18 protein-coding genes are annotated in these 17,716 nt (G+C 52.4%); 12 read left to right on the top strand and 6 right to left on the bottom strand.

Annotated elements, in window-relative coordinates:
* The coding region (gene prpB / locus V7028_RS06405) for a methylisocitrate lyase (protein ID WP_334119256.1) at positions 1-638 on the bottom strand (638 nt) is incomplete at its 3' end.
* Positions 639-833: 195 nt separating this feature from the next.
* On the opposite strand from prpB, the gene prpR reads away from it, so the two are divergent.
* From prpR to V7028_RS06385, 4 genes are all read left to right on the top strand, one after another.
* Positions 834-2,420, top strand: a complete 1,587-nt coding sequence (gene prpR / locus V7028_RS06400) for a propionate catabolism operon regulatory protein PrpR (protein ID WP_334119255.1) — start codon at positions 834-836, stop codon at positions 2,418-2,420.
* Positions 2,410-2,838: an alternative ribosome rescue aminoacyl-tRNA hydrolase ArfB gene (gene arfB / locus V7028_RS06395; RefSeq protein WP_442918698.1), complete on the top strand. Its 429-nt coding sequence runs from the start codon at positions 2,410-2,412 to the stop codon at positions 2,836-2,838. Before prpR ends, arfB begins: the two co-directional genes overlap by 11 nt.
* Positions 2,839-3,096, top strand: a complete 258-nt coding sequence (locus tag V7028_RS06390; protein ID WP_334119254.1) for a YqaE/Pmp3 family membrane protein — start codon at positions 2,839-2,841, stop codon at positions 3,094-3,096.
* Between the two features lie 105 nt (positions 3,097-3,201).
* Positions 3,202-3,423 (top strand): hypothetical protein, encoded by a 222-nt coding sequence (locus tag V7028_RS06385; RefSeq protein WP_334119253.1) that lies wholly within the window; start codon positions 3,202-3,204, stop codon positions 3,421-3,423.
* Here V7028_RS06385 and rlmF read toward each other — a convergent pair.
* Together rlmF and V7028_RS06375 are read right to left on the bottom strand one after the other, a co-directional pair.
* Positions 3,420-4,325, bottom strand: a complete 906-nt coding sequence (gene rlmF, locus V7028_RS06380) for a 23S rRNA (adenine(1618)-N(6))-methyltransferase RlmF (RefSeq protein ID WP_334119252.1) — start codon at positions 4,323-4,325, stop codon at positions 3,420-3,422. The two genes, V7028_RS06385 and rlmF, sit on opposite strands and share 4 nt — an antisense overlap.
* A complete protein-coding gene (locus V7028_RS06375) occupies positions 4,318-6,339 on the bottom strand; it encodes an AsmA family protein (protein ID WP_334119251.1) in 2,022 nt (673 codons plus the stop codon). The genes rlmF and V7028_RS06375 overlap by 8 nt, the downstream gene beginning before the upstream one ends.
* A 204-nt stretch (positions 6,340-6,543) precedes the next feature.
* Here V7028_RS06375 and V7028_RS06370 point away from each other — a divergent pair, with 204 nt between their 5' ends.
* Complete coding sequence (locus V7028_RS06370; RefSeq protein ID WP_334119250.1) at positions 6,544-6,693, top strand: hypothetical protein; 150 nt, start codon at positions 6,544-6,546, stop codon at positions 6,691-6,693.
* A gap of 37 nt (positions 6,694-6,730) precedes the next feature.
* On the opposite strand, the gene V7028_RS06365 is transcribed toward V7028_RS06370, so the two are convergent.
* The gene (locus tag V7028_RS06365; RefSeq protein WP_334119249.1) at positions 6,731-7,699 is read right to left on the bottom strand and encodes an HpcH/HpaI aldolase/citrate lyase family protein; all 969 of its coding nucleotides are present in this window, start codon (positions 7,697-7,699) and stop codon (positions 6,731-6,733) included.
* 73 nt (positions 7,700-7,772) lie between these two features.
* The gene (locus tag V7028_RS06360) at positions 7,773-8,759 is read right to left on the bottom strand and encodes a malate dehydrogenase (protein WP_008248504.1); all 987 of its coding nucleotides are present in this window, start codon (positions 8,757-8,759) and stop codon (positions 7,773-7,775) included.
* A 160-nt stretch (positions 8,760-8,919) separates the two neighbouring features.
* Between V7028_RS06360 and V7028_RS06355 the strand changes: the two genes are divergently transcribed.
* The 7 genes from V7028_RS06355 (at position 8,920) to V7028_RS06325 (ending at position 14,838) form a co-directional block, all read left to right on the top strand.
* The gene (locus V7028_RS06355; protein WP_334119248.1) at positions 8,920-9,648 is read left to right on the top strand and encodes a GntR family transcriptional regulator; all 729 of its coding nucleotides are present in this window, start codon (positions 8,920-8,922) and stop codon (positions 9,646-9,648) included.
* A gap of 194 nt (positions 9,649-9,842) precedes the next feature.
* Positions 9,843-10,256: a succinate dehydrogenase, cytochrome b556 subunit gene (gene sdhC / locus V7028_RS06350; RefSeq protein ID WP_334119247.1), complete on the top strand. Its 414-nt coding sequence runs from the start codon at positions 9,843-9,845 to the stop codon at positions 10,254-10,256.
* Positions 10,256-10,636, top strand: a complete 381-nt coding sequence (gene sdhD, locus V7028_RS06345) for a succinate dehydrogenase, hydrophobic membrane anchor protein (RefSeq protein ID WP_334119260.1) — start codon at positions 10,256-10,258, stop codon at positions 10,634-10,636. The genes sdhC and sdhD overlap by 1 nt, the downstream gene beginning before the upstream one ends.
* A 2-nt stretch (positions 10,637-10,638) precedes the next feature.
* The gene (sdhA, locus tag V7028_RS06340) at positions 10,639-12,420 is read left to right on the top strand and encodes a succinate dehydrogenase flavoprotein subunit (protein WP_334119246.1); all 1,782 of its coding nucleotides are present in this window, start codon (positions 10,639-10,641) and stop codon (positions 12,418-12,420) included.
* A 22-nt stretch (positions 12,421-12,442) separates the two neighbouring features.
* Entirely contained in the window at positions 12,443-13,159 is a 717-nt protein-coding gene (locus V7028_RS06335; protein WP_305566806.1) for a succinate dehydrogenase iron-sulfur subunit, read from the top strand.
* Positions 13,160-13,231: 72 nt separating this feature from the next.
* Positions 13,232-13,504, top strand: a complete 273-nt coding sequence (locus V7028_RS06330; RefSeq protein WP_334119245.1) for an FAD assembly factor SdhE — start codon at positions 13,232-13,234, stop codon at positions 13,502-13,504.
* Between the two features lie 26 nt (positions 13,505-13,530).
* A complete protein-coding gene (locus V7028_RS06325) occupies positions 13,531-14,838 on the top strand; it encodes a citrate synthase (RefSeq protein ID WP_334119244.1) in 1,308 nt (435 codons plus the stop codon).
* Between the two features lies 1 nt (position 14,839).
* On the opposite strand, the gene V7028_RS06320 is transcribed toward V7028_RS06325, so the two are convergent.
* Positions 14,840-17,428 (bottom strand): chemotaxis protein CheW, encoded by a 2,589-nt coding sequence (locus tag V7028_RS06320; protein WP_334119243.1) that lies wholly within the window; start codon positions 17,426-17,428, stop codon positions 14,840-14,842.
* Positions 17,429-17,716 lie beyond the last annotated feature (288 nt).

Raw genomic sequence — 17,716 nt, 5'->3', positions numbered from 1 at the left:
TCCGTGATGTTGGCCAGCACGGGCACCTTCACAGCGTCCACAAACTGCTGGTACATGCTGAGTTCGGTCATGGCTTCGGGGAAAATCATGTCGGCACCTGCTTCCACGCAGGCACAGGCGCGGTCAATGGCTGATTGCAAGCCTTCCACGGCCAGCGCATCGGTGCGGGCCATGATCACGAAGTCGTCTGAACCACGTGCGTCCACAGCCGCTTTGATTCGGTCTACCATTTCGGCTTGGGTCACAATGGCTTTACCGGGGCGGTGGCCACAGCGCTTGGCGCCCACCTGGTCTTCAATGTGCATGGCGGCGGCACCCGCTTTCATCATGGCTTTGGTGGTGCGGGCAATGTTGAAGGCCGATGAACCAAAGCCTGTGTCCACATCCACCAGCAGGGGGGTGTCGCACACATCGGTAATGCGGCGCACATCAGTTAAAACATCATCCAGGCCTGAAATGCCCAGGTCGGGCAGGCCCAGTGAACCAGCCGCTACACCGCCGCCGCTCAGGTAAATAGCTTTAAAGCCAGCGCGCTTGGCCAGCAATGCGTGGTTGGCGTTAATTGCGCCGATTACTTGCAAAGGTTGTTCGTCTTTCACTGCCTGGCGAAAACGGGAGCCTGCGGAATTTTGGGTCATGGAATTCTCCTTGTTGTATACATGGAGTAGTGCAGGGTTCATGCCAGTGTTATTGATTATTAAATATATTATTATAAATCAATTATTTGTACTGTATAGTTAAAGTGATATCAATTATATTTAAGTGGTATTTTGAAACCTGCGTGTGTAAAATAAAACGTATAAATGTTTCAAATGCAACCTTAGGTATTTTGAATGAAACCCAGAATTGTGGTGTTCAGCATCAGTGCCTTGGCCGGTACACTGCGGGAAATCGCCCGCGACTACACCGGTTCAGCCAATATTGAGTTGGTGCCCAAGGCCTATGAAGACGCCTTGGCCTACGCCCGCAACCGCTACTACACCGACACGGCCGATGTATTCATTGCCGCGGGTTCAAATGGTGCGTTCCTGCAAAACCAGCTTGAAGCCCCTTTGGTGATCATTCGTACCGATGGGTTTGATGTAATGCAGGCACTGGCTTCTGCCAGAAAAGTATCTTCGGCAGTGGGTTTGGTCAGCTATGAACACGTGTTCGATGAACTGGAACAGTTTGCCCGCGCATTCGATGTGCCGCTGAACACCCGCACCTATCGCACCCCGGAAGATGCACGCCGCGCCGTACGTGAATTGGCGCAATTGGGCGTGCGGGTGGTGGTGGGGTCGGGTTTGGTCACCGAAATCGCCCAGGAAATGGGCATGGAAGCCATCCTCATTTATTCCCGCCAAGGCGTTGTAAAGGCATTTGAAGAAGCCATACGCCTGGCCAGCGCCAAAGCCACTGGCGGTGTGCGCCGAAGCAGCCAGGCCTACACCCACCACACCGAACAGGATCTGATTGGCACCAGCCCTGCGATCCAAAAGCTTCGCAGCACCATTCGGTTGTGCGGCAGCATCGATTTTTCCGTGCTTGTTCAGGGCGAAACCGGGGTGGGTAAAGAATTGGTGGCCCAGTCCATCCACACAGCCAGCCCGCGTGCCGGCAAACCGTTTGTGGCCATTAACTGCGCGTCACTGACAGAAAGCCTGCTGGAAAGCGAGCTGTTTGGTTACGAAGAAGGTGCATTTTCTGGCGCGGTAAAAGGCGGGCGCGCTGGCATGTTTGAAAGTGCGCAAGGCGGCACCGTGTTTCTGGATGAAATTGGCGACATGCCGCTGGCCTTTCAAACCCGGTTGCTACGCATTCTGGAAGACGGCACCGTGCGCCGCATCGGTTCGGCATCCTCACGCAAAGTTGATTTCCGCCTGCTGGCGGCCAGCAATGTGAATTTGCAGCAGGCTGTAGAAGAAGGGCGTTTTCGTGAAGACTTGTATTTCCGCTTGAACGAAATGCTGATTCAAATTCCGCCACTTCGCGAACGGCCTGAAGACATTGGCGAGCTTGCGGGTTACTTTTTGCGAACCACACCTGTGCGGGTCAGCAAAGTAAAGTTCGATGATTTTTTGAACGCAGCCTTGCCTGTGCTGCGCACCCTGCCTTGGCCCGGCAATATTCGGCAACTTAAAAACGTGTGCCGTAGGGCGGCGGTGCTGATGTTGCAGGAAGGTAATGTGCACCAATGGCGTGACTGGTTTCCTGATTTGTTGGGCCCATCGGTCAGTGTGCCAGCAGCGAAGTTCGGTGACATGAATGCGTTGGCTGTCGCCTACAGCAGGGCATCGAAAAACGACCGCCCTGAAATTGTTCGCAAGGCACTTGAGTTGAAGGATGGGGAAGTGCAAAAGGTGGCTGATGGTTTGGGAATCAGCAGGTCAACCGTGTGGCGGTTGGGGAAAGGCCAGGAAAAAATTAATGAAGCTTGAACCAGAACCCATGTCTTTCATGCCCCCCGTCATTGCTGAATCTGAAGTTGAGTTCACCGCCATTCGCGCTCAAGGTGCAGGTGGTCAAAACGTCAACAAGGTATCGAGCGCAGTTCATCTGCGTTTCGACATTCGTTCATCCTCTCTGCCCGAATACATCAAGGAAAAACTGCTTTCCCTGCAAGACCAGCGCTTGACCAAGGACGGAGTGATTGTCATCAAGGCACAAACTACGCGCAGCCAGGAGCAGAACCGGGTCGATGCGTTGGCGCGCCTGAATGAATTGATTGCCGAGGTGGCCAAGCCCATCAAGGCTCGGCGCGAAACTCGCCCAACCTTGGGTTCCAAGCGCCGCCGCCTGGAAGGCAAAACCATTCGGGGGCAAGTCAAGGCCTTGCGGGGAAAGGTGCAAGACTAGTTGAAACGTGCAGGCCCAAGTCTATGTCAGTATCAAGAGTGTGAATTATTTGCAAACTTGGGCAATAATGAGCACGAACCTCAACCACTTGGAGAATCAATGGACCTTATCCGCATACTGATCGCTATTTTGGTGCCGCCTCTTGGTGTGTTTTTGCAAGAAGGGCTGGGCAAACATTTCTGGATCAACATCATTCTGACTTTGCTTGGCTACATCCCCGGTATTGTTCATGCGGTTTACATTATTGCCAAAAAATGAAGCCACAGGAATACGCCTGAAAGTTACAACACAATGTATCTTGTATATCGACTTGGCGTTTCGCCCGTTAGTATCCACACAATTACAATCATTAAGGAACTCATGATGCAAGCTACAAAAATAGTCGGAATTCTGTTGATCATTGCCGGTACCTTGGGCCTTGTGTACGGCGGCTTCAGCTACACCGAAGAATCAACCGCAGCCAAAATCGGTTCACTGGAAATTACCGTGGATCAGGAAAAAGACGTGAACGTGCCCATGTGGGCCGGTGTGGGTGCCATAGTGGCGGGTGCTTTGCTGTTGCTTGCCGGTGGCCGTCGGGGCTAAAAAGTCCACGCAACAATGCGCGTGGTTTTGTTGCCTTGTTCCATTTCAACTTCCAGAACGTCCCGGGCGCCCACATTGCGAATCAATCGCTTTGCGGGTGCAACGTTCTCAGCCTTGGAAATCAAGGTTGTAAACCACTTGCATTGCTTGCCGAACTGCGCACTCTCGTTGATCATGGTTTGCAGAAAACCACTTTCCCCGCCTTCGCACCACAGCTCGTTTTTCTGACCACCAAAGTTCAAGGCAGCCTGTGATTTCGCCGCAGGTTTTTCCCCGCGATTGAATGCCAGGCTGTTCACCTTGCGCTGGTTGCTTTTCATCGCTTCCTTTTGCGAGGCATGGAATGGCGGGTTGCAGACACTTAAATCGAAACGCTCGCCCGGTTTGATCACTCCGTCAAAAATTTTTCGTTTGTCGCGCTGCAGGCGCAAATCAATCAAATGTTTCAGTGCTTCATTTTTATCAAGCACAGCAGCAAGGTTCTTCATCGCTGCTTGATCAATTTCAGTGCCCGTACATTGCCAGCCATGCACTTGCGCGGCCAGCAGCGAATAGATGCCATTGGCGCCCGTGCCAATGTCGAGCATTCGAACCGGGCGCGAATCAGAGGCCACAATGCCCACGCTTGACAGCAGATCGGCCACGTAATGAATGTAATCCACCCGGCCCGGAATGGGTGGGCACAGGTAACCATCCGGAACATTCCAGCCTTCGATTCCGTAGTGATGTTTCAACAGTGCGCTGTTCAATGCCTTCACAGCCGCAGGGTCGGCAAAGTCAATTGACTCGCTGCCATATTTGTTGGGTTTCACATGTTTTTTAAGGGCAGGGTAGGTCGACGCAAGCGCCGTAAAGTCATAGCCCTCGTTGTGCAGGTTCTTGGGGTGAAACGCCTTATTCATTTGTTGCCTTTTTAGACCTTTGTGCTTTGCTTCGAGCGGCCAAGTCGTAACAGCCAGTTTTGTTGGCGTCTTGTTTGGGGTCTGGCGTGCCTGCGTCAAGGAGGGGTATAAGGGCAGCCAGTGGATTGAGCAGTGCAAGCAATGCAGCGCCCGCCAGTTTGCCAGCAAGCGGGCCTTTTTGCACGGATACTTTTGGCGACCCCATGGTGCCTGTCACCAATAACGGTGTGCGCAAGCTCACCGGGCTGAAATCCTTGGGTGTTACGACCACCCGCAAGTCCAGGGCTTCTGTCTTCATGGAAATTGTGCCGTTAACCCACAGTGCGGAATCGGGCGTGTCAATCACAAATGCACGGGGGCGCAGCACGCCATTGCTGGCTTGCAGGTCCGCGAATGCGCACTTCATTTCCAGCACATCGTCTCCCCGGAACCACACGCCAAGCGCCTCGGCAGCATCCAGGCCAGCCGCCTCGATGATCAGGTGCGACATGGTGCCATTGCTGACCTCGGTTCGAACACTGCCCGCAAGGCTTCCCAAAATTTCCGCAGTTGAACGGCCTTTGCCTTTCAGTTTGGCCGCGCCATTCATGCGCCCTGTGACGTAAGGTGGCTGGTTTGATGGGCGGGTCAGTTTCAACCACTGTTCAAGCTGCACGCCAGCCCAGCCCAAATCGACTTCCCACAACGCAATGTCTTCGCGACCATCAAGCTGCACTATGCCTGCCAACTGGCCTTGCGCGGTTTTGGCTTCAATGTCGGAAATCCGAAGAACACCGCCGGTCAGCCCCAGATGGGCACGCAGCGGGCGCAAGGGTTTTAAAATTTCACTGCCCAGATCAAGGTTGTCGATGTCAATCTGTACGTCGGCATCCATGGCCCGCAGGGATGGCAAATCGAATGGTTTGTCAGGCAGCACCCGGCCTGTGGAATTTTCGGATTTCTCGGTTTTTGCTACGGGAGTGCCCACCGTGGGGCCCAGGTCGGCCAGAATCAGCGAGGGGCCTTTCAATACGCCTGAAAGCAATGGCGTTTCCCTGCCGCCTTCGTACACAAAATCGCCTTTCAGGCGACTGTTTCCAATGGTCGCGCTGGCAATATTGGTTTTCCATACCGGGCCTTCGCGACTTAACTCGCCTTCGGTGCGGAATGGCGGGGTGCTTGGCAAGGTAATGCCCAAGGCTTCGCCGGCCATGGCCAGCGAAGGGCCACTGACCACAAAATGACCAGACAGCTGTTGCATTTGCAGTGCATCTGTTGCTTCGCCTTTGAACGTCAGTTTCGCGCCGCCCAAGACAATGTCCAGAGTAACTGGTATGGGTTCTGCATTTTGTGCCACCCAAGGCAGAACGCCTGTGGAGGCCAGTTTGATCATGAGTTTCTTCTTTTGATAGCTGCCTTTCGCGTTCACTTTCAAGGCATTTTCACCGGAGTCGCCCTCTTGCAGGGCGAGAGTTGCATTCAGGTCGAGCGCAAGGGGTTCGTCGTTGTAGCGAATGGTGCCAGCTTCAATGGCGAGCAAACCGAAGCTCGGCAACGGCGTGGGTTTGGTGTCGGGCTTTTTTTGGGTAAAGTGCCAGGAAGCGCGGCCGTCAGCCAAACGCTCAATGTTGCCATCCAGAACATCGGCTTTCAGTGTTTTGATGTGCAAGGGCAGGTCGGGATCGTTGCGCCAGGCGAGCAAATCCCGGTAGCGCAATGCCAGCGCAACATTTTTTCCCTGAAGCATATAAGGTGCTTTGCTCCAGTCGGGGGAACCCAACTCAAAGAAACCCAACTCTAGTCGAACTCCGCCAATCAGGCGCAGTTTGAAGGCCGGGTTCTCGTTCGATTCAGTCAGGTCAACTTTCCGTTTCAAAGAGTCGCTTAAAAACTGTTCTGCAGGTTTGGCCAGAAAAGACCATCCCATCAATTCAAATATGCCAACAGCCAATACGATGAAGCCAATGCCGCTTGCCGTGGCGAACAGCCATGGGCGTTTGCGGCGCAGTTTCCTGGTGAATCGTGTTTGGTTCAAAATAGACCTGTGTTAGTGTTGCCGGGTGTAAATTTTTGCGTATGTTTCCACAAGTGGTTAACGCACACGACGCAAGTAAAGTCAACCAAGGTCAACGTAATTGCAGCATACTCGTTATATGGAATATTGAAATGTAAGGGCTTTCGGCCATCTTGTGCCGATTCAGACATCAAACCAATTATCGTTCAAAGGAAAGCTTCATACATGAAAACATTTTTTTCCATTTTGGCCCTTGTTGCATTGTTGGGCGGATGTGCTATTCATACGCCTTCAGGTTCGGTGATTGTAGATCCTCATGACGGTCATGGTGGTGGTTTCTGCCCGCCGGGTCAGGCCAAGAAAGGTAACTGCTGATTATTTGTCAAACGAATGCGTGTCGATGGGACGAGAGTTACTTCGCACGCATCCGCAGTACTTCAAAAAAGTACCTGTAGCTCGCCCTGTCATGCAACTCGCCCTTCACTTGGATGGGCCCCCAATCCGCTTTTTGTGCTTCGGTCAACACCAGCACTGCCTCTTCCACTTCAGAATCTGTGGGCAACATGGCCGACATGATGTGAACAATCTGATCCGGGTGGATGCTCCACATCCGCGTAAACCCAAAATCCCTTTTCGCACGTTGCGCATCTTCAGCCGCCATTTCGGGCTGGCGAATGTTGCGCGTTACATTGTGTGATGGCACCTTGCCAAACCGGTGGCACGCCGCTGAAATTTCCAGCTTTGCGCGGCGCACCAGCGGGTTCTCAAACTGCCCTGGTGAATTCAATGCTGTTTTGGGAATGGCGCTTCGATGACTTGAAATAAAATCCATGATGCCAAAGGAAAGTGATTCAACTTCTTCCATGCCGGCAATGTTGTGCACTGCCGCCAAAGCGCCATGGGTTTCAATCAACACATGCAAGGGTGGTGGTTCAACTCCGGCCTTTGCGCATTGTTCGCGAATAAGGGCAGTGGCCAGTTTTACATCATCAAAATTCTCGGGCTTTGGCAGCATCAGGTAGGCGGGCAGCGGCACACCCTCACGCAATACGATGGGCAATTCCAATTCAAACGCCGGGTCTTGCACCGGGTGGAGGCGAACGCCGGGTCTGCGCGTTTCCTTGCCGTAGCGTGCAGAAAAATCAGTCAGGCTTTGCGAGGCCCAGGTTGCAATCTCGGTGACCTGGCCCACCACCGCACCGTCTTCCAGGTCCAGTGTAATGTCGAAGCAAGCACCAATTTCAGCACGAATTTGCAGGGCTTTCTCGAAGTACTTGGGGCGGCCAGTGTAGTGGTCGCACACTGGCAGGTTCACCTGCGCATGGTCTTCGCTGTACAAAATGGTGGAAATGTTCGCCAAATCCAGGTTGTGCTTTTTCACGCGATGTTTCCTCGGTTGCAAATAAAAAAAGCCAGCATCTCTGCTGGCCTTTTTATCACGAATTGCTTGTGAATTACTTGCCCAGCAAGTGCTTCACGCCTTCGCGTTCTTCCATCAGTTCGTTCAGGGTAATGTTGATGCGTTCCTGGCTAAATGCATCAATTTCCAGCCCCTTCACAATTTCGAACTTGCCGTTGGCACAGGTTACAGGGAAACCAAACTGTGTGCCTTCGGGAATGCCGTATGAGCCATCGGAAGGAATGCCCATGGTGACCCACTTGCCGTTGGTGCCCAGCACCCAGTCGCGAACGTGATCGATCGCGGCATTGGCAGCAGAAGCGGCAGAAGACAATCCACGTGCTTCAATAATGGCAGCACCACGCTTGCCCACTGTTGGCAAGAACGTGTTGGCGTTCCATTCCTGGTCGTTGATCATGTCTTTCACTGATGCACCGTCGATTGTTGCGAAACGGTAGTCGGCGTACATGGTGGGTGAGTGGTTGCCCCACACAGCCAGTTTTTCGATGGATGCCACCGGCTTGCCGGTTTTGGCAGCAACCTGGCTCAATGCACGGTTGTGGTCCAAGCGTAGCATGGACGTAAAGCAGTTCGGGTCAAGGTCCGGGGCAGATTGTTGTGCAATGTAAGCGTTGGTGTTGGCGGGGTTGCCCACAACCAGCACCTTCACAGTTGGCTTGGCGTTGTCGTTCAGTGCCTTGCCCTGTACAGTGAAAATTGCGCCGTTGGCTTCCAGCAGGTCTTTGCGTTCCATGCCTTTGCTGCGGGGGCGTGCGCCAACCAGCAGGGCCACGTCCACGTCTTTGAATGCGGTGGCAGGGTCGTCTGTAATTACTACACCTTGTAGCAACGGGAATGCACAGTCTTCCAGTTCCATGACCACACCCTTGACTGCGGGCAGGGCAGGTGTAATGTCCAGCAACTGCAAAATCACGGGCTGGTCTTTGCCCAGCATGTCGCCATTGGCGATACGGAACAACAAGCTGTAGCCGATTTGGCCAGCAGCACCTGTAACGGCAACTCGCATTGCGGGTTTGGTCATGTCAAACACTCCAAAGGATTAAAAATCGAAGGCCATAGTTTAGCGCCAAACACTGACACCTTGTTGACTAATCTGGTGGTTTAGAGGGGTTTAACTTTTAAAAGTCCTCTATAAGATATAAGATACGCAATAATCTGAAAAAACAAGATCGAGAGACACTTTGCAGCCTGTAAATCCTACCTTCAGCCCGCTTTACCAGCAAATCAAAGGTTTGCTGCTGAAAAGCCTTCAAGATGGCGAATGGAAGCCAGGCGAACTCATCCCGTCAGAAACGGAGCTTGCGGTTCGCTATGGCGTAAGCCAGGGTACGGTGCGCAAGGCCATTGATGAACTTGCTGCTGAAAACCTGGTTGATCGCAAGCAGGGGCGCGGCACTTTTGTGGCCACGCACAACGAGGCCAAATCGGAATACCGGTTTCTGCGATTGGCTGCCGACGAAGAACCCGACGTCAGGCCCAAATCCACCTATTTGTCTGTTGAGCGCGTGCGCGCAAGCTCCCAAATTGCCAAGCTGCTGGACATCAGGCCCAGCGATTCCGTATTTGTGGTCAAGCGGGTGATGCGGTTTGACGGTGTGCCCCGCATTTTCGATGAAATCTGGCTGCCCGCATCCCAGTACAAAGGGCTCACGCTAGAGCGGCTTCAACTATGGAATTCCACCTTGTACGGTTTTCTGGAAAGCAGCTTCAATGTGCGCATGTTGCGCGCCAACGAACACATCAAGGCAGTAAGTGCCCAGGGCGAGCATGCCAGTATTTTGCAGGTCGAAGCAGGTACACCTTTGTTGCTGGTCGAGCGCCTTTCAATGACGTATGCTGACAAACCAGTAGAGCTTCGCCGTGGCTGGTATTTGACCGACAAATTTTCATACAGGAATGAATTGTATTGAATTGATACAAGTCTTTTGCGCGCAAAAGAATGCATTTGTGTCACTTAACGCCCAAAATCAAAAATTACACGCTTTAAGCCCTGGTTCATTTGGTTCAGAATATATCGTTGTCCGATATTGGTTTTTTAAAGGATTCAGGCCGCAAGGCCTAGGGTTTTGGCCCGTTTTCCAATCACTTTTATAAGAACACGAGCATGTCAAACACTGTTGCGAAGAAACGTCCGGAATACCGGAACATTCATGTCACACAAATTCTGAAATACAGATTGCCGTTGGCGGGCAAGTTGTCAATTCTGCATCGCGTCAGCGGTGCGGTGCTGTTTTTGGCGCTTCCCGTTATTTTGCTGCCGCTTTTCGACAAAAGCATCACTTCTGAACTGACCTTTCTCGAAATGCAATCGCTGGTCAGCAGCCCGCTGGTTAAAATTGTGTTGCTGGGCCTGATCTGGTCATACCTGCATCACTTTGCCGCCGGCATTCGCTACCTGGCGCTTGATGTACACATGGGCACTGAAAAATACGCAGCGAGCAAAAGCGCGGGCATTGTATTCGCAGTCAGCTTGAGCCTGACCGCCCTGTTTGGCCTGAAACTGTTCGGAGCGTTTTAATCATGGGTAACAATATTGGTTCAAAGCGCCTGGTGGTTGGTGCGCATTATGGTTTGAAAGAATGGGTGGCCCAGCGCATTACCGCGGTCATTATGTCCTTGTACACCATTGGCCTGTTTCTGGCGGTGCTGTTCACCCCTGATCTCGATTATGTGAAGTGGGTTGGTTTCTTCAACTTCACCGTGTTCTCTTTTCCCTTGGGAAAAATGCTGGCTTTGCTGGCCATTTTGTCCCTGTGCTATCACGCCTACATCGGTATCCGCGACATCTGGATGGACTACGTCAAGCCCACCGGCATTCGCCTCACGTTGCAAGTATTTACAGCCTTGTGGTTGCTCGGCGCTGCCGGCTACGCGGCTGACATTCTCTGGAGGGTCTAAAAGTGACTGCAGTTAAAACTTCCCTTCCACGTCGCAAATTCGACGCGGTGATCGTCGGTGCGGGTGGCGCAGGTATGCGCTGTTCGCTCCAGTTGGCAGAGGCTGGTCTGAATGTGGCCGTGCTGTCCAAAGTATTTCCCACGCGCTCGCACACCGTGGCCGCGCAGGGTGGTATTGGCGCATCGTTGGGCAATATGTCCGACGACAGCTGGTACTGGCACATGTTTGATACCGTGAAAGGTTCCGATTATCTGGGCGACCAGGACGCCATTGAATTCATGTGCCGTGAAGCCCCCAAAGTGGTTTACGAACTTGAACACTTCGGCATGCCTTTCGACCGCAACCCCGATGGCACCATTTACCAGCGCCCGTTTGGTGGCCACACGGCCAACTTCGGTGAAAAGCCGGTTCAGCGTGCCTGTGCTGCAGCCGACCGCACGGGCCACGCCCTGTTGCACACCCTGTATCAGCGCAACGTGCGTGCGCGCACCCAGTTCTTCGTTGAATGGATGGCGCTTGACATCATTCGCGACGCCGACGGCGACGTGGTGGGTGTAACCGCCCTGGAAATGGAAACCGGCGAAATGATGGTTCTGGAAGCCAAAACCACGGTGTTTGCCACCGGTGGTGCAGGCCGTATCTGGGACGCCTCCACCAACGCCTTTATCAATACAGGCGACGGCATGGGCATGGCAGCACGCGCTGGCATTCCTCTTGAAGACATGGAATTCTGGCAGTTCCACCCCACAGGCGTGGCTGGTGCCGGTGTTCTGGTTACAGAAGGTGTTCGCGGCGAAGGCGGTATTTTGCTCAACAGCGAAGGCGAGCGTTTCATGGAACGCTATGCCCCAACCCTGAAAGACCTGGCCCCACGCGACTTCGTGTCCCGTTCAATGGATCAGGAGATCAAGGAAGGTCGTGGTTGCGGGCCCAACAAAGACCATGTGCTGCTGAAGCTCGACCACCTGGGCGCAGACACCATCATGAAGCGTCTGCCTTCCATTCGTGAAATCGCGATCAAGTTTGCCAACGTGGATCCGATCAAGGAACCCATTCCAGTGGTGCCAACCATCCACTACCAGATGGGCGGTATTCCAACCAATGTGTATGGTCAGGTTGTTGCACCGAAAGTATCGGGCGGTCCAAGCGAAATTGTCAATGGCATGTATGCCATTGGTGAATGTGCCTGTGTGTCCGTTCACGGCGCAAACCGTTTGGGAACAAACTCGCTGCTCGACCTGATTGTGTTTGGTCGTGCAGCTGGCAACCACATCGTGAACAGCAACCTGAAAACACGCACCCACAAAGAACTGCCAGCCGATGGCACTGACTTGACCATGGCCCGCGTCGATAAGCTGATGAATTCGACCAGCGGTGAAAACGTGCGTGTTGTGGCCGATGCAATTCGCAAAGGCATGCAGTACCACTGTGGCGTGTTCCGCACCACCCAGTTGATGAACGAAGGCGTTGCAAAAATTGTTGATCTGGCCGCACAGGCAGACCACATTCACCTGAAAGACAAATCCAAAGTGTTCAACACCGCATTGGTTGAAGCACTGGAACTGGCCAACCTGCAGGAAACCGCCAAGGCCACCATGGTTTCGGCCGCAGCTCGTGAAGAAAGCCGTGGTGCACACGCACACAGCGACTTTCCCGAGCGCGATGACGACAAGTGGATGCGTCACTCCCTGTGGTACTCCGAAGGCAACCGCCTGGACTACAAGCCAGTGAACCTGAAGCCACTGACAGTTGAAACCTTCCAGCCCAAAAAGCGGACGTTCTAATCAAGGTTACGAGGTACAGAAAATGAGCGAAAAGAGAATCGTACGTTTTGAAATTTATCGCTACGACCCCGACACGGGCGAAGCACCAAAAATGCAAAAGCTGGAAGTGGAGCTGGAACCCACCGACAAAATGTTGCTCGACGCGCTGATGCGCATCAAGAGCGATGTGGATGAGTCGATTGCCTACCGCCGTTCATGCCGCGAAGGGGTGTGCGGAAGCGATGCCATGAACATCAACGGCAAGAACGGTTTGGCTTGCATCACGAACCTGCGCGACCTGAAGCAGCCCATCGTGTTGAAGCCGCTCCCCGGTTTGCCAGTGGTGCGCGACTTGATCGTGGACATGACCCAGTTTTTCAAGCAATACCATTCCATCAAGCCTTACCTGGTGAATGAAACACCTCCACCTGACAAAGAGCGTTTGCAGTCTCCCGAAGAGCGCGAGGAACTGGATGGTTTGTATGAATGTATTCTGTGTGCGTGCTGCTCAACCAGCTGCCCATCATTCTGGTGGAACCCCGACAAGTTCGTGGGCCCAGCCGGTTTGCTGCAGGCCTACCGCTTCATTGCAGACAGTCGCGATCAGTCCACTGGTGAGCGTTTGGACAACCTGGAGGATCCCTACCGCTTGTTCCGTTGCCACACCATCATGAACTGCGTGGATGTGTGTCCAAAGGGCCTGAACCCCACAAAAGCAATTGGCAAGATCAAGGAATTGATGGTGCGTCGCGCCGTCTAGAACCCTTGTTCGGATTTTTTTATTCAAATCGGGGTTGTGCACTGCAAAACCCCGTTTTTTTTGTTGTAATTTATGTCTAATCAGAGTCATCAGTCCGATCCAACCCAACGGGCCCGTTTGCGCTGGCGTGCAAGGCGTGGTTTGTTGGAAAACGACCTGATTATTCAACGATTTTTCGACAAGCATGAAATGGAGTTGACCGACGACGACGTGCACGCACTGACCGTGCTGTTCGAGGAAATCGACAACCACCTGCTTGACCTGTTTCTTGGCCGCAAAGAGCCGGACGGGGATCTGGACACGCCCAGTGTGCGTCGGGTGATCCAGATGATGCGAGAACTTTAATTTCAATCCCATTAGAAGGAAATCCGATGAGCACAGAACACAAGGCCACGCTGTCGTTTACTGACGGCACCCCTTCGGTAGAATTTCCCATTCACAAAGGCACCATTGGTCCCGATGTGATCGACATCCGCAAGCTGTATGGTTCGACTGGCAAATTCACCTACGATCCAGGCTTCCTTTCAACGGCCTCTTGCAATTCATCCATCACTTACATTGATGGTGACAAGGGCGAATTGTTGTACCGTGGTTACCCCATTGAGCAATTGGCCCAAAACTGCGACTTCATGGATGTGTGCTACCTGCTGTTGAATGGCGAATTGCCCAACGCAGTTGAAAAGATCAAGTTTGATGAACTGGTCACCAAGCACACCATGGTGAATGATCAAATGAATTTCTTCTTGCGCGGTTTCCGCCGCGACGCGCACCCCATGGCCGTGATGACTGGTTTGGTCGGTGGCATGTCAGCGTTCTACCCCGATTCCATGAATCTGCTGGACAAAAACCAGCGCGACATTTCCGCGATCCGCCTGATCGCAAAAATGCCGACTTTGGTGGCCATGGCCTACAAATACGGCATTGGCGCACCGAACATTTACCCCAAGAACGAACTTGGTTACACCGCCAACTTCATGCGCATGATGTTCGGCAATCCGTGTGAAGAGTATCAGGTGAATGATGTGCTGGTTCGCGCCATGGACCGCATCTTCATTTTGCACGCAGACCACGAACAAAACGCATCCACTTCCACAGTTCGCCTGTGTGCGTCTTCCGGGACCAACCCGTTTGCGGCCATTGCTGCAGGTGTTGCCTGCCTGTGGGGCCCATCACACGGCGGTGCCAACGAAGCTTGTTTGAACATGTTGACCGAAATTCAGGCCAACGGCGGTGTGGAAAAAATTGGCGATTTCATTGCCAAGGTGAAAGACAAGGATTCCGGAGTACGCCTGATGGGCTTTGGCCACCGCGTGTACAAGAACTACGACCCGCGTGCCAAGCTGATGCGTGAAACCTGTCACGAAGTATTGAACGAACTGGGCCTGCACGACGACCCATTGTTCAAGATCGCCATGGCTTTGGAAAAAATCGCCCTGGAAGACGAATACTTTGTGAAGCGCAAGCTGTACCCGAACGTGGACTTCTATTCCGGCATCGTTCAAAAAGCGATCGGCATTCCAGTGCCATTGTTCACAGCGATTTTCGCGCTGGCCCGCACTGTGGGTTGGATCGCCCAGTTGAACGAAATGATTGCAGACCCCGAGTACAAAATCGGTCGTCCACGTCAGTTGTTCAATGGTGCAGCGCACCGCGATGTAAAGCCCATCGATCAGCGTTAATTCATCGCCCGATTGTTTCGGATGAAAGCCCCTTGTTCATGCGAGGGGCTTTTTTTATTCCTGTCTCCAGTTGACGCAGCAAATGTTCACTGTTGAGCAACACCAGTACATTGTTTGATGTCTTGATTAGTCCTTGAACAATGCCGCCCTGTTCTTGCAGACGGTCTGATTCGTGAATGGCAGACATGGGCAGGCTAGGTATTTCTCCCAGTTCGTCCACAGCCAATGCCACTTTGGCATTGTTCCCTCCCGTTCGGAGAAGAATCATCTGCTGACGTTGACCCGTGTCGGGTTCGCTGCCTGAACTGGAAAGAAATTCAGATACGTCCACAATCGTAATCGCCTGTTTGCGGTGCAAGGTGTTGCCCAATATCCAGTCTGGCGAGTTTGGCAGACTGACAATCTGATTGCAAAGAAACGCCTCCTCAGCGTCTTCACTGTCAATGCCGTACCAGTGTCTGCCCACACGGAATGCGGCAATGTCCACCGTCTGTTCTTTCTGGCCTGCGTGCCGGAATTCTTCAAAGCTGATTTCCTCAGACTGTTTGTTTTCCTGTTTCAATGTGCCGATTTCCAGGCCATACAGGCAAATCAGATTGTTTTGATAAGTGTCTGAATCGCTCTTGAATTCTCTGTAAGAGCCCGAGTTGCACAGCCCATAGGCAAGAAGTTTTCCGGCGATGTTGAAATAGCCCAAGTCTGTCGCCTGTTTGACAAATTTGCGGTTCTGTTTCCAGGGCAAGGTAAACTTGCCATTTTCAGTGAACTGGTCGGTGGTTGATGAGATGATTTGCTGTTTCTCATCAACAATAAATGCAAAAGCCTTGTGTTTGCTTTCCCCCATGGATTCATTCAGGATGGCTTCAAACTGCGGCTCACTGTCAAATACCAGCGCAATTGCCCCAATGCATTGGGATGGATTGTCCGCGTTCTCGAACACGGCTGCGGAATAAATGTAGGTGGGTCGATCTTGATAAAGATCGGTTTTTTCAAATTTTGACACGCAGTATTGCGACTGGTTTTTTAGCTGCATCACGTTGTGTATCCAGCCCGCCTCGATATGTTTTCCGGGCTCTACCTCGGATGCGCTGTCGCAGATTACGCAACCGTTTCGGTCAAGCAGAAAAATGTTTGTGTATACCGTGTAAAGGCTGTGAATATGCTTTAGGCAATTGGCAGCATTCAGTCTCGTTTCCGGGTTTTCCGCATTCAGGAGTGCCTCTTTTAGCGTGGGGTTCAGTGCCCACCAGCGGCAATCGTTTGCACGTTCGTACAGATTGCGGTCCATCAAATCCATGGCAAGCATGGCGTGAATTTGTTGCTCGTTCTGGTAACCATTGATTTCAGTATTGACGAGATTATTCAAGGAATCACTGAACAAGGTTTTTGTCCGTTCGCCAGCTCGACTGATTTCCCATAAAAGCGTTTTCCCGAACGAGTTTCCCAGTGCTGAATTTGAATTTCGCTGGGCTATGTTGCCATTCCAGATGCTTCGGTTCAATTGCCGTTGTATCTGTGCTGCCTGGCTCTGAAAGTCTTGAATTCTGGCGTCAATCAAACCGGCATTCGGATCAATTTCCGATAGCCCGCCTTCTTCGCCCGCATGCTGTTGGCCAAATGCGTGGCTTAGCGGCACAAGGCAAAATCCCTTCCAGCCCGGCCCTGAGTAGCCTTGGTAGCCACGCGTGGGTCGTATGCAGCAAAGGTAAGCGACTGGCCCTATTTGGGTAATGCCCCACTCGGCCTGATCCGAGAGCGTGATAATTTGTCCTTGGCCCACATACTGCGAATTACTTGAAATAAGCACTTTGCCCGCTGCGTCGCTTACTCCGCACACACGCCACTCTGGTGGTGTATCGGGCAAACGCGGGCCAATCACCTTCGAGAACAGCGCTTTACTCTCTTCTTCAAGATTGAACACGAGCGCAATATACCCCTTGGTCTGGCCCGATACCGTCATCTTCCAGGCATAAATCAATTCATCGGATTTGTCGTTCATTCGTAAAGGGCGAAACGCCTCTGCATATTGTGCACTTGCAGCAACCTTGTGCTTGATCCATTTCAGGTCTTCGCCCGGGGCAAGTTCGCCCAGCATGTCGACAATCACGTCACCATGCTGGTCCAGCAAAATTACGTTTTCATAAACAGAATAGTTGCTTGTGTAGTTCTTCATCCTTTGGCGGATATGGCCGCTGGCCTCCTCGCTCAAGGAAGAATGCTGAGCGTCGATGCAATGTCCTGTGAAAGCCGAGTCAGTGACCAGGAAACCAATGTCGGCCGTTCTTTCGTACAGGTTTCTGACTAATATATCGATTGAATTTTGAGCCCGTGAAGCGAGCAATTCGACAGTTTGGCGGGTGGATTGTTTCACCAGAAAATTCGTAAGGTCGCTGGCCAGTTGCTGAAAGTGTTGGCGAGTATCTGCTATTTCAGTACCCACTTGAGTCAATTCGCCCAGCAGGCTCAGGTTGTTCCACGTTGATTGTAGGTCTCGAAGTTCGTCGATCAGGTCGTGGACACTGTCCAGGTTTTTTGCCATGTCAATGTGCGCGGAGTCCATTTCGATACCCCGATACTTTCGGATTGCCATGCCCTTATCCCTTCGTTGGAATTAGATTTATGGTCTGCGAAATGCTGGAAAGAGTGATCCCCATATGGAGTGGGTTTCCCCCTCTATGGTGGTGTTTTCAGATGCTGTGGCAAATCGTTTCCTGAAAACCACATATTTTTGGTCTGCCTTGTCAGATCATTTTAGGGTCTCGTATCTAATCTGCTATCCTTTGGGCTTAACTCTTAAAACAGTCGTCATTGGCTGTTTTTTGCTATCTGGTTAGGGGCAGGGGCTCCACAAACCAGACGGGGAGTGCGGTTTAACCCA

Origin of the sequence: Limnobacter sp. (assembly GCF_036846585.1) — a bacterium.
In the GTDB taxonomy this organism is placed as follows: Bacteria; Pseudomonadota; Gammaproteobacteria; order Burkholderiales; family Burkholderiaceae_B; genus Limnobacter.
Note: the sequence above shows the minus strand (reverse complement) of the source record. Positions and strands in the feature narration are given on the sequence as shown.